We start from the raw sequence: 12602 nt of genomic DNA on the forward strand, positions 1-12602 counted from the left end.
AACCGAAACATCATTTCCCTTTGAATACAGCTTCCCTTTTTTCAATGAAAGCGGCGATTCCTTCTTGTGCATCAGCAGTATCGAAAGCCTGGCCGAAGAGGGCAGCTTCCCTTTCCACACCTTTATGGTAGGAATCATGCTTGGAATAATTCAATAACTCAATGGCCGACTTTAATGCCAGTGGGCTCTTCTTGGCAATTTTATTGGCTAGATCCTTAGCTTTTGGAATCAGTTCTTCATCCGTGTAGGCATGATTCGCCAATCCGCATTGCACAGCTTGGGTGCCTGAAATCGGTTCACTTGTAAACAGCATTTCAGCTGCCTTTGCCATGCCTACGTAACGGGGAAGACGTTGGGTCCCAGCAAACCCGGGGATTAAGCCCAACTGCAGCTCAGGCAAACCAAGTTTAGCTTTTTCGGTGACTAGGCGGATGTGGCAGGCCATAGCCAGCTCCAATCCTCCGCCAAGCGCCGCTCCATGGATGGCTGCAATGACCGGTTTTGGAAAAGATTCGATTTTCTCAAATACAGATTGACCATTCTTGGTCAGCTTCTCGAAGGCTTTCCCGTTTTTCACTTCCGTAAACTCTTTAATGTCCGCTCCTGCAGAGAAGAATCTTCCTTCACCATGAAGAAGGACAACCCGTACGGCTTCGTCTTTCTCAATTTGATCGAATGCCTGTGAAAGCTCTCCGATGATAGCCGAAGAAAGTGCATTTGCTGGTGCATGATCAATCGTTATAAAAGCCACATGATTTTCGACAGAAAGCTTAAGATATTCCATATCAATCCCTCCAGGCATGCTAGTCAAACTTTTTTGAAAATTCTATATGTATCACTTCCAGTTAAAGCCAGAAGCAGAATTAACCGATTCTTTCGAGGATGGCTAGCCATCCTCTATTTAAATCGTTAACTTTTCAGGCCACAGCCGCCAATCAGCAGGCGGTGAACGTCTGGTGCAAGGTCAGGAAGCGAATACTTTTGCTCATTCATGACCCAAGTCGTCACAGTTTCATCAATCGTTCCAAAAATCATCTGCCTGGCAAGTAAATTATTTAAATCAGGCAGGAATTCGCCGTTCTCTTTTCCTTCTATAATGATCTGATCGATTAAATTTAAATACCCTCTTAACACATCATTAATCCTAAGGCGCAATTCTTTATTCGACTGTCTTAATTCCAACTGAGTGACAATTGCTAAATTCACGTCTTCTGAAAGGTTTTTAAAATGTTTTTGGATGAGCACATGCAGTTTTTCCGAAGCAGTGCTCTTTCCTTTTATCTCTTCTTCGATCTGTTCCACAAAATAGCCCATCTTTTCATGGAATAATGATATTAAGATATCTTCTTTATTTTTAAAATAAAGATATATGGTGCCATCCGCTACGCCTGCCTGCTTGGCGATTTTGGATACTTGGGCTTGATAGTAACCGTTTTGGGCAATGACAATAACGGCCGCATCAATAATTTGATTATACTTTGGTCTGTTGCTTTTCACTGGATGTCCCCTTTCAGAAAAATGAATGAACCATCATTCATATTTCTATCATAAAATGATGACCCTTTACTGTCAAGCAAAAACTTATTTAAGGATCCCTACATTCCACTTCTGTTCATTGTACAGTCACCATCCATAGCTTGTCCAGCTGTTCTGCAAAACGGAGCCCTCTTCCGCTGCTCCGTTAAAAGGGGGTGCTTGTTTAAGCTTCTTTTCTTTCCTCGGATATTTTTTTCTTTTCTTCCTCGATAAGAACTCTTCTCAGGATCTTCCCTATCGTCGTTTTAGGAAGTTCATCCCTGAATTCATAGCTTCGCGGCACCTTATACGAAGCCAGGTTCTTTCTGGCAAATTCATTCAATTCCTCTTCAGTGACCCTGGCATTTTTTTTCAGGACGACATAGGCCTTGACGGTCTCTCCTCGATAAGGGTCAGGGATGCCAGCTACAACTACTTCCTGTATGGCCTCATGCTCGTATAGCACCTCTTCCACCTCACGTGGGTATATATTGAAACCGCCTGCAATGATTGTATCCTTTTTCCTCTCGACGACATAAAAGAACCCCTGCTCATCCATATAACCCAGATCGCCAGTAAGCAGCCAGCCATTTTTAAAGGTTTTTTCAGTTTCATCCGGACGGTTCCAATAACCTTTCATTACCTGTGGTCCTTTTATGGCAATCTCGCCTATTTCATTCGGAGGGAGCTCTTCATAGGATTCCAGGGACAGGATCGCCGAGTCAGTGTCCGGCCACGGCAGTCCAACGCTACCTTTTACACGCGGCTGATCCCAAATGAAATTAGCATGTGTCACAGGTGAGGTTTCTGAAAGTCCATAGCCTTCAACAAGCTTCCCGCCGGTAATTTTCTCAAACTGCTCTTGAACCTCTAAGGGCAATGATGCAGAACCGCTAATACAGGCATTGATGGAAGAAAGATCATATTTAGCGATATCCGGATGGTTCAAGAGGCCGATATACATCGTTGGCGCTCCTGGAAACATGGTCGGTTTCTGTTTTTGGATGGTTTTAAGCGTCGCTTCGACATCAAACTTTGGCATGATGATCATGGTGTTCCCTTCCATGACGGAAAGAACCAAGACCGTAGTCATACCGTACACATGGAAGAAAGGCAGAATCGCAAGGATCCTTTCCTCACCGCGCTTATTTTTATAAAGCCATGCATTACACATTTTCGTATTTGCCAGCAAGTTCTTATGGGTAAGCATGACCCCTTTGGGAAAGCCTGTAGTCCCACCTGTATATTGTAAAAGGGCAAGGTCATTATCCACATCGATCGGCACAGTGACTTCTTCAGTGATCTTTCTTTTCATGATTTCGGAAAATAAATGATGATTCCCTTCATGCTCCACATTGATGACAATGCCGTATTGCTTTTTTTGAATAAAAGGATAGATAAGATTTTTCGGGAATGGCAAATATTCCTTGATAGCGGTTACAATTATATGTTCAATATCCGTTCTTGATGCCACTGCAGAAACACGGGGAAATAAAATATCCATCGCCAAAATCATTTTCGCTCCGGAATCTTTCATTTGATATTCTAATTCACGTTCAGTATAGGTTGGGTTCGTTTGAACCACGACTCCTCCGGCCATCAATATCCCAAAAAAGCTTATGACACCTTGAGGGCAGTTAGGAAGCATGACGGCAACGCGTTCACCTTTTTGAAGTCCGATACTTTTTAAATAGGCTGCAAACTTTAAAGCAGATTCATGCACTTCCCGGAAAGTTAATTCTTTTCCCTGGAAATGAATCGATACTTTATCAGGGAATTCTTCGGCTGATTCCTTCAAAAAAGAATAAAGAGGTTTATCTTCATACGACAAAACAGCGGGTATCTGTTCCGGATAAATAGCTTGCCATGGCTTATTGCTCATTTGCCCCCTCCTTCTGAATATTCTCAATACTCTTAATCATTATAATACAATCGGGATTTTCTTACAATTGCCGAATTTCAGAGTATAAAGACCTTACGATGAGAAGCAGGATAGTAAATATATCCTATACCAACCACAGGGAATATTGGATGGCAGACTGAAGACGAATTAGAGAAGAAGAGCCAGTTTCCCTACAATATTTCTTTAAAAAAGTTCCAGTGATTGGAACGTAAGGTACGAGACTCCTGCGGGAAAAGCGTGTCTAGGGGAGACCCCGCAGGCGCAAGCCGAGGAGGCTCCCCGACCGCCCGCGGAAAGCGAGTGCCTGGAGTGGAAATCATTACACATACCCCCTTTCAGAAATCCGCTCCCTTTCCGCCGACTGCCTGCCAAGCCTCCTCGGCACAAGCGCCTTTGGGGTCTCGGCTTGCCATTTATTCGGCAGGGGTGTCGCACATTTCTTCCATCCTTTAAGGAATACTGTAAAAAACCATGAAGGATAATCTAGTTTACTTTTAAAATTTTGGTTCGGGGCGAGAGCAATTCGGAACTCCTTTTGATGGAACCGCCGGACTGAAGACGAATTAGAGAAGAAGAGCCAGTTTCCCTACAATATTTCTTTAAGAAAAGTTCCAGTGATTGGAACGTAAGGTACGAGACTCCTGCGGGAAAAGCGTGTCTAGGGGAGACCCCGCAGGCGCAAGCCGAGGAGGCTCCCCGACCGCCCGCGGAAAGCGAGTGCCTGGAGTGGAAATCAACGCTCAAATTTCACAACCCCTCAAGTAAAAAACATAAAGGATATTCAAATTTTCTTTAAGTCACAGATCGGGGTGAGAGCATTCCGATCCTCTTTTGTCGTCTACTGAAAAGAGGCGTTCTACTTCTTGGTTTTAATTCTATACCAATACTTATATTTTTCTTCAAATCCCAATTTTCCGTACAAGCTTAAAGCAGGTGCGTTCGTTTCTATCACCTGAAGATAAGCATTTTTTGCTCCATTTTCTTTACCCCAATGCAATAGATTACGAATGAGAATTGCACCATTGCCTTGGTTTCGAAAGTTTTCATGGGTAATGATATTGTACAGGCCTATGTATTCGTCTTCCAAAACACCCAGTCCACTTGCTGTCACGGTTCCTCCTTCATCAGTCAACAACATAAAGCATGTTTTTGGAATGATATTCCCTAACATCTTTTTCAGGATGGTTTGATCATGATCATCAATATTACTTAGCAGGCAGAAATCGTGAAACCATTCATCATGTAAATGATCATACTTTATGACATTGGTTTCATTCGGTGACTCTGTATCTGCCAAATTCAATACCTGGACACTTGTTGTTCCTTCAAGGGCATACCCAGACTCTTCCAGTACACGATCCAAGTTGATAGGGTTTGCCTGTGGAGTCACTTTGTACACGGCCTTATCATTCCTTGCAAAATATAATTGTTCACAATTCGAAATTTTCTTTTTCACATTTTCATTCGATGTATAGATGGGGCTGATGGAATTCGCCCGTTTCGTATATCCATCCGCAAATCGGATAACCCATCCATCATAGATTTGCGTTTGCATGGCGGGTAAAGCATTCAGCGATAATTCTTCAATCTTCTGTATCCATTTGGACTGTTCCATATTCCTCCTCCTCTCCAAAAGTCTATTTGACCATTATTATTATACATGCCGCCCCATTTTTTTTAATAGAACCAAATAAAAGAAGCGGCACAATGGCCGCTTCAGTTGAACAATGTCATATAAATGATTCCAAACAGAAAAAAGATTCCGCAACAAACTATTAAGACTTTTGCAAGTTTCTCCACAGCTTACTCCCTCTCATGAAGGGCATTAAGAAATTCCGGCTCCGATGACAAAAGATAATGCGATTGATATGATCATCGATAGGAATCCAACTGCCCGATTATCTTTTTGTATTTCTTCATCTATTTTAAATCCAGGAGTCATAAATTCAAAAATGAAATAACCGATCAACAGCAGGACAAAACCGTAGACGCCCCAGCCAATCATGGTAAGAAGCGAATTCTGATGGAGAATGGACTGTTGGAATACATAGGCGATCCCAAAAATTTTACCACCTGTTGCCAACGCGACAGAAAGGTTTCCCTGTTTGATTTCCTCCCAGTTCTTGTACTTTGTGACAAGTTCAAAAATGGCTAAAAAAACAATCATGCACAGAATAACGACACTGTAACGAGCAGCTATATATACATATTCATTTTCCCACATGTTCTCCATGGTCCAACTCCCGAATGGTAACTAGCCACCCGGCTTGGCTGAATTGCCGGAATGACCGCTTTCCTTTATTTAAATTCCACCACCGTAACACCTGTTCCGCCTTCACCGGCTTCGCCGAAGCGAATCCTTTTGACAGAGCGGTGATTTTTCAAGTATTCCTGGACCCCGGACCGAAGAGCACCCGTCCCTTTACCATGAATGATGGAGACACTCGAATAGCCGGCCAAAAGAGCATCATCAACGTACTTTTCCACTCTTGATATGGCATTTTCAAAGCGCTCTCCACGAAGGTCAAGTTCGACGCTAACGTGATAATCGCGGCCTTTGATCGTGGTAAGCGGCTTTGTTTCTTTTACTTTTGTGCTCTTGATGAATTCCAGGTCAGACTCCTTCACCTTCATTTTCATGATGCCGATCTGAACCTGCCATTCATTATTTGAAACCTTCTCAATCAAGTGACCTTTTTGACCAAAGCTTATGACCTTTACTTCATCTCCAGGTTTCAAGCTTTTATCCAGCGGCTTCGCCGCTTTATTTGTTGTTTTTTTCACTTTAGGCGCTGCTTCTTCAAGCCGTTTTTTGGCATCGATCAGTTCATGCTCTTTAACATCGGCATGCTTTTCAAGTCGCAGTTTACGTAAGTCGGCAATGATCGCTTCCGCTTCCCTTTGTGCATTTTCAACGATTGCCGCTGCCTCTTTTGCTGCCTTTTCAACCATCGCATCCCGTTCTTGATGGTACTCATCAATTTGCTTTTGAAGGTCTTTATGAAGAATTTCCGCCTGTTTCAGGTGATTCTTGGCTTCCAGTTCCTCTTCTTCAGCCTTCTTGCGGCTGTCCTCAAGGGACGCTATCATATTTTCAACTTTATTCGTATCCTCACCGATATGGCTGCGGGCGTTGCTGATCACGGTTTCTTCCAAACCAAGGCGCTTGGAAATTTCAAACGCATTACTCCGCCCTGGTACACCGATTAAAAGTTTATAGGTGGGACTCAAGGTTTCCACATTAAATTCGACGCTTGCATTAATGACGCCTTCCCGATCATATCCATACGCTTTTAATTCCGGGTAATGTGTCGTTGCAATCACACGTGCTCCGCGCTTATACACTTCATCCAAAATGGAAATGGCCAAAGCTGCACCTTCCTGTGGGTCAGTTCCCGCTCCAAGCTCATCGAATAAAACAAGACTGTCATAATCGACATGCTTAAGGATATCGACAATATTGACCATATGCGAAGAGAATGTACTTAAGCTTTGTTCAATCGACTGTTCATCGCCAATATCGGCATAAACAGAGGAAAACACAGCCGTTTCGGAACCATCCAGCGCAGGGATCTGCAGACCGGACTGGGCCATTAACGTACAGAGGCCAATCGTTTTCAGGGTTACCGTCTTACCACCTGTATTCGGACCGGTGATGACGATTGTCGTAAATTCATCACCAAGAAAAATATCATTGGCCACGACGACATCATTCGGAATGAGCGGGTGTTTCGCTTTGAATAATTTTACGCGCCCCTCATTATTCAGAATCGGCTTGGATCCTTTTATCGCTTTTGCATATTTTGCCTTGGCAACAAGGAAATCGATTTGTGCCAGCACTTTGACATTATGAAGCAATTCAGGGGTGAACGCACCGACTTTTTCCGATAGTTCGACCAATATCCGTTCTATTTCCTGCGTTTCTTTCACTCGGGTTTCCTGCAGGACATTATTCAGCTGAACGATTGCTTGCGGTTCAATGAACAACGTCTGCCCTGATGATGATTGATCATGAATGATCCCCCCATACACACTGCGGTATTCCTGTTTTACCGGGATGACGAATCGGTCATTCCGGATGGTGATGATGGCATCGGATAACATTGTTGATGCATTGGAAGAACGGATCATACTTTCCAGTTTTTCCCTTACACGACTTTCGTTCGTCCGAATTTGGTTTCTTAGGGTACGAAGCTTGTCGCTGGCAGAATCCATCACTTCGCCATGTTCGCTTACTGCATACGTAATTTCCTGCTGCAAATCAATCAATGGATGAAGGGAATCGATATATTCGGCTAAAAGCGGAACATCAATTTCCTGCTCTGCTAGTTCTTCGAAGAAACGGCTTAAGATCCTGCCGGCACGAATCGTACTCGCAAGTTCCATCAGTTCCATCGGTGAGAGCATACCGCCAATCTGTGCCCTTTTTGCATGTGGACGGATATCGAAAATTCCGCCCAATGGCAAGTTACCTTTCAACCTTACGATTTTGGCAGCCTCATCTGTTTCTTCCTGCCATCTCGACACTTCTTCAAAATCCGTGGAAGGCATCAATTGCTCTGCCTTTTCTTTTCCTATGGATGAGGATGCGTGTGAGATTAGTTGTTCTTTTATCTTATGAAATTCCAATGTCTTTAAAGCTTTATTATGCATGGAGTTAAAGCTCCTCCTTATTTATGGGCAAATAGTTAATCATTTCTCTTTAAAAACGCCAATAAGCCATCCGTATCGCTAGCATTAAGAACCGTGGATTCTTTAATCCAGCCCTTTTTGGCTGACGAGACCCCCACAGGCATATGTTCAAGCATGTCGATGCTGTGGGCATCCGTATTGATCACGATTGGAACGCCTGCTTCCTGAGCCTTGCGCAGATGCGGAGGTGCCAAATCCAACCGGTTCGGATTCGCATTCAATTCCAAGGCCGTATTCGTTTCACGGGCCAGTTCGATCAGCATTTCTATATCCACATCATATCCGGTGCGTCTGCCGATGATCCTTCCCGTTGGATGGGCGATGATATCGACATGCGGATTATTCAGAGCCGTTTTTAAGCGCTCCATGATCGTTTCCCGAGGCTGCGAAAAACTTGAGTGAATCGATGCGATCACCAAATCCATCTCTGCAAGCAGCTCATCGTCATAATCAAGTGTCCCATCAGGAAGTATATCCATCTCTATCCCGGAAAGAACGGTAAAGTCAGTGTATTTTTCATTAAGTTCATGGATGATCCGTTTTTGTTCACGTAAACGTTCAGCGGTCAAGCCGTTCGCCACTTTCAGATATTGCGAATGATCGGTGATGGCCATATATCGATACCCTTTTGCACGGCATGCTTCAATCATTTCTTCGATCGTATGGGCACCATCACTCCATGTGGTATGCATATGGAGATCACCTTTAATGGCCTCTAAAGATATGAGAGGTTGTTTAGCATCATAATGCTCCACTTCCGTTCCGTCTTCACGTATTTCTGGCGGAATGAAAGGAAGGCCAAAATGATTATAAAATTGTTCTTCCGTTTCAAACGTCAATACATCACCGGTTTCAGTCACTTCCACCCCATATTCGCTGATTTTCTCTCCGCGATCTTTAGCAAGCTGGCGCATCCGCACATTGTGATCCTTCGAACCTGTAAAATGATGGAGTGTCGTGATGAATTCCTTATCCTTGACGATTCGGAAATCGACAGAAATGTCATATTCATAATCAAGGACGACCGATACTTTTGTATCACCGGCCGCAATCACCTGTTTTATCCCTTTTATTGCAAGCAGTTGATTCTTGACCTCTTCGGGAAGATCTGTCGAAATGATGAAATCGAGGTCCTTGATCGTTTCCCTCATACGCCGGATGCTGCCCGCCCTGGAAGAACGGATGATGTAATCCATGTTAGCAAGGGCCGTTTCAATATCAGCCGCAATCGGCCTCATGAAGGCTAGGGGCAGCCGATCGGGCCTTGAACCAGCCTCGGCAATTGCAGACAGGATCTTCTCTTCCGTTTTTTTGCCGAAACCGGCAAGCGCCGCGACCCTGCCTTCCTCACAGGCGATTTTAAGATCATTCACATCTTTGACATGCAGCTCTTTATGAAGCTTGGCAATTTTCTTACCGCCCAAACCTTGAAGCTGCAGAAGCGGAATCAATCCTTTTGGCACCTGCTCCTGAAGGTCTTCAAGTACAGTCGATTTCCCTTCATTTATATACTCATCGATGACGGATGCCGTTCCTTTCCCGATTCCATTCAAAGCGGTAAAATCTTCGATCTCCGTCAGGCTCCGGTCATCCGTTTCCAAGGCGCCCGCTGCCTTTCGGAAAGCTGAAACCTTAAACGGGTTCTCTCCTTTTAGTTCCATATATATTGCAATTTTTTCTAATAGTTTAATGATATCTTTTTTATTAATTGTCACTTAATTCACCGCCGAAAAAATTAGTAGGGTGTCCCATGTTCACTTTCTTAAAGATACCTTTCTTGGAGGTAAAGTACAAGCAGTCAGATTCTTAACCTTCGAATCAAATAGAAGGAAGCTACATGCCGCTACATAAAAAGGGGCCTCCCCCGTGTTCAAAGTATAGGAATCCAGGACTTTGAGAAAGGGAGGCAGGCCCTCTTATACTGACATTAAGATTGTTTTACATCATGAAACCAAAGTTCCTTCACTTGCTCGGAAAGGAACGGCGTATGTTTCACGATCGATTCTGCCAGAAATGAGCCAGTTAATGGTTTCTGGATGGAATCCATTGGCAGCATGGCAGCTATATATAATATAATAAACATGATAAGATAGACTTCGAGAAAACCCAATATCCCTCCGCCCCAGCGATTCAGCTGCTTTAATATCGGTAGATGGGTAATGAAATTAAGCATGGATCCTATCATTTGCCAAAGAATCTTGGCAGCAAAGAAAATGATTGCAAAGGCAATTGCATTGTAATACGCCGTATCAAGCCCGACTGTATCGAAAAACATATTAAGGGTCGAGGAATCACCCATCGTTGGGAACGGAATCCATAATTTCAGATTGGGAGCAAGATCTCCGTAAAATACATAGGCGACGATGAAGGCTACAATGAACCCAGTCATATGAACCGTTTGTAAAATGAAGCCACGCTTTAAACCGATTAATAAACCGATTAAAAGAATGGCCAGAATTGCTAAATCAAGCATGTACTCAGTCCTTCTCTCTCTTTAATTCCAGTTGAAGCTGGTCTAGTTCATCTTTTAATTTAATATATTCATGGATGGTATTCACGGCCGTTAGCACCGCTAGCTTGCTTGTATCCAAGTATGGATTTTTCATCCTGATCTCTCTCATTTTTTCGTCAACCATCGAAGCGACCAGGCGCATATGACTTGCGCTTTCTGTGCCGACGATTGTATATGGCTGTCCGTATATATCAACTGTTGTTTTATTTCGTTTATCGTCTGACAAAATGATGCCCCCAATCTAAACAATCCTAATTCTATCATATCATGAAGTTTTTCGTCATGAAAGAGAGTACATCGTCATTTCTTGCATAAAAATTTCAATAATTTGTCAAACGATATCGAATTTAGGAAGAAGATTACCTATTAAACAAAATGAAGTTAGGAGCTAACCCATTATGTCCCATGTTGTTTTACTTATCAGTCCTGAACAAATAAAGGCGATGAAGTCCCATTATTCTTCATCCTTGGCCGCCAAGCAGCCGCCGGGGAGCATCTTTTCCGCCAAACCGCCGCTATGTACGGTGACGGCCTATAAATCCGGGAAGGTCCTTTTTCAAGGTAAGAATGCCGAAATAGAAGCGGTAAAATGGCAAAAAGGTACCACTGCTGCGGCTCCAAAGAAAAAAACGGCATCCTCTGCATCGGTCAACGTCCATCGATATTCGCCGCCTGCAAATATCGGAACCATGTCAGTGATTGGTTCAGACGAGGTCGGAACAGGAGACTATTTCGGCCCGATGACCGTCGTAGCCGTATATGCCAAGAAGGAGCAACTCGCTCTATTAAAGGAGCTTGGTGTCCAGGATTCCAAAAATCTGAAAGACCCACAGATCATCGACATTGCCAAACAGATTAAGGATGTAGTGCCCTTCAGCCTGCTCACATGCGACAACCCGAAATATAATGCGCTGCAGGCAAAGGGAATGTCACAAGGAAAAATGAAGGCACTCCTCCATAACCAAGCAATCAAGCACCTCATGCAAAAAATCCAGCCAGAACAAGCGGAAGCCGTCCTTATTGATCAATTCGCTCAGCCAGAGGTATTTTTCAATTACCTAAAAGGCCAAGAACTATTCCAAGCTAATGCCACCTATCTATGCACAAAAGCGGAAGGCATTCACCTTGGAGTGGCAGCCGCATCCATCCTGGCCCGATATGCATTCGTCAAACGCTTTGACTTGCTGAGTGAAAAAGCCGGATTCAAAATCCCTAAAGGTGCCGGATTTGCAGTCGATGAAGCGGCCGCAAGATTGATTCACGAAAAAGGAATCGATTCATTACACGAATTCACGAAAACCCATTTTGCCAACACAGAAAAAGCGAAGCGACTCTATCAACAGAAATATCATAAATAGAAGAAAGCGGCTGATCTTCCTGAACAGCCGCCTTTTTATCGTGAGTTTGTGCGGTTATTCGTGAGTTTGTGCGGTTTACTCGTGAGTTTGCGCCATTTTCTCGTGAATTTCCACTATTTACTCGTGAATTCACGCCTTTTACTCGTGAATTTGCGTTTTACTCGTGAGTTTGCTCCATTTACTCGTGAGTTCGCTCGGTTTACTCGTGAATTCACGCCTTTTACTCGTGAATTTGCGTTTTACTCGTGAGTTCGCGCCATTTACTCGTGAGTTCGCTCGGTTTACTCGTGAATTCACGCCTTTTACTCGTGAATTTGCGTTTTACTCGTGAGTTTGTGCGGTTTACTCGTGAGTTTGCGCCATTTTCTCGTGAATTTACGCCATTTACTCGTGAATTCACTATTTACTCGTGAATTTACTCCATTTACTCGTGAGTTCGCTCGGTTTACTCGTGAATTCACGCCTTTTACTCGTGAATTTGCTCCATTTACTCGTGAGTTTGTGCGGTTTACTCGTGAGTTTGCGACTTTTACTCGTGAATTTGCTCGGTTTACTCGTGAGTTTGCACCTTTTACTCGTAAAATAAAAAAAGACAGCTCCCCATGATTCAGGGAGCTGTCTT

Annotated in this window: 12 protein-coding genes; 3 read left to right on the forward strand and 9 right to left on the reverse strand. The window is 43.6% G+C overall.

Annotated features, from left to right (window positions below; genetic code table 11):
- Positions 1-10: 10 nt before the first annotated feature.
- The 9 genes from MHB45_RS16340 to zapA all read right to left on the reverse strand — a co-directional run bounded on the left by MHB45_RS16340 (position 11) and on the right by zapA (position 10848).
- Complete coding sequence (locus MHB45_RS16340) at positions 11-784, reverse strand: enoyl-CoA hydratase (RefSeq protein ID WP_048689002.1); 774 nt, start codon at positions 782-784, stop codon at positions 11-13.
- Positions 785-909: 125 nt separating this feature from the next.
- Positions 910-1497 (reverse strand): TetR/AcrR family transcriptional regulator, encoded by a 588-nt coding sequence (locus tag MHB45_RS16345; protein WP_048689000.1) that lies wholly within the window; start codon positions 1495-1497, stop codon positions 910-912.
- Positions 1498-1699: 202 nt separating this feature from the next.
- Positions 1700-3397, reverse strand: a complete 1698-nt coding sequence (locus MHB45_RS16350) for a long-chain-fatty-acid--CoA ligase (RefSeq protein ID WP_048688997.1) — start codon at positions 3395-3397, stop codon at positions 1700-1702.
- 877 nt (positions 3398-4274) lie between these two features.
- A complete protein-coding gene (locus tag MHB45_RS16355; RefSeq protein ID WP_072273354.1) occupies positions 4275-5033 on the reverse strand; it encodes a GNAT family N-acetyltransferase in 759 nt (252 codons plus the stop codon).
- A 210-nt stretch (positions 5034-5243) separates the two neighbouring features.
- Complete coding sequence (locus tag MHB45_RS16360; RefSeq protein WP_034309012.1) at positions 5244-5651, reverse strand: DUF350 domain-containing protein; 408 nt, start codon at positions 5649-5651, stop codon at positions 5244-5246.
- A gap of 65 nt (positions 5652-5716) precedes the next feature.
- On the reverse strand, positions 5717-8071 hold the full coding sequence (locus MHB45_RS16365; RefSeq protein WP_048678976.1) for an endonuclease MutS2: 2355 nt from the start codon (positions 8069-8071) through the stop codon (positions 5717-5719).
- A gap of 35 nt (positions 8072-8106) precedes the next feature.
- Positions 8107-9825, reverse strand: coding sequence for a DNA polymerase/3'-5' exonuclease PolX (gene polX, locus MHB45_RS16370; protein WP_202186151.1), 1719 nt, complete (start codon positions 9823-9825; stop codon positions 8107-8109).
- Positions 9826-10037: 212 nt separating this feature from the next.
- Complete coding sequence (locus MHB45_RS16375) at positions 10038-10583, reverse strand: CvpA family protein (protein ID WP_048678970.1); 546 nt, start codon at positions 10581-10583, stop codon at positions 10038-10040.
- A gap of 4 nt (positions 10584-10587) precedes the next feature.
- Positions 10588-10848 carry a cell division protein ZapA gene (gene zapA, locus MHB45_RS16380; protein WP_048678967.1) on the reverse strand — a complete coding sequence of 87 codons (261 nt, stop codon included), beginning with the start codon at positions 10846-10848 and terminating at the stop codon, positions 10588-10590.
- A 172-nt stretch (positions 10849-11020) separates the two neighbouring features.
- On the opposite strand from zapA, the gene rnhC reads away from it, so the two are divergent.
- From rnhC to MHB45_RS16395, 3 genes are all read left to right on the forward strand, one after another.
- The gene (gene rnhC / locus MHB45_RS16385) at positions 11021-11980 is read left to right on the forward strand and encodes a ribonuclease HIII (protein WP_034309023.1); all 960 of its coding nucleotides are present in this window, start codon (positions 11021-11023) and stop codon (positions 11978-11980) included.
- A gap of 81 nt (positions 11981-12061) precedes the next feature.
- Entirely contained in the window at positions 12062-12229 is a 168-nt protein-coding gene (locus tag MHB45_RS16390) for a hypothetical protein (RefSeq protein WP_253349753.1), read from the forward strand.
- Between the two features lie 99 nt (positions 12230-12328).
- Positions 12329-12586, forward strand: a complete 258-nt coding sequence (locus MHB45_RS16395; protein WP_340908011.1) for a hypothetical protein — start codon at positions 12329-12331, stop codon at positions 12584-12586.
- Positions 12587-12602 lie beyond the last annotated feature (16 nt).

Source organism: Peribacillus sp. FSL K6-5616 (assembly GCF_038008245.1).
In the GTDB taxonomy this organism is placed as follows: domain Bacteria; phylum Bacillota; class Bacilli; order Bacillales; family DSM-1321; genus Peribacillus; species Peribacillus frigoritolerans.

What these genes read in the sequence shown, in the direction of transcription:
- MHB45_RS16340 (WP_048689002.1), bottom strand. Translation starts at nt 784, where the DNA reads ATGGAATATCTTAAGCTTTCTGTCGAAAATCATGTGGCTTTTATAACG.
- rnhC (WP_034309023.1), top strand. Translation starts at nt 11,021, where the DNA reads ATGTCCCATGTTGTTTTACTTATCAGTCCTGAACAAATAAAGGCGATG.
- MHB45_RS16365 (WP_048678976.1), bottom strand. Translation starts at nt 8,071, where the DNA reads ATGCATAATAAAGCTTTAAAGACATTGGAATTTCATAAGATAAAAGAA.
- MHB45_RS16350 (WP_048688997.1), bottom strand. Translation starts at nt 3,397, where the DNA reads ATGAGCAATAAGCCATGGCAAGCTATTTATCCGGAACAGATACCCGCT.
- MHB45_RS16355 (WP_072273354.1), bottom strand. Translation starts at nt 5,033, where the DNA reads ATGGAACAGTCCAAATGGATACAGAAGATTGAAGAATTATCGCTGAAT.
- MHB45_RS16375 (WP_048678970.1), bottom strand. Translation starts at nt 10,583, where the DNA reads ATGCTTGATTTAGCAATTCTGGCCATTCTTTTAATCGGTTTATTAATC.
- MHB45_RS16360 (WP_034309012.1), bottom strand. Translation starts at nt 5,651, where the DNA reads ATGGAGAACATGTGGGAAAATGAATATGTATATATAGCTGCTCGTTAC.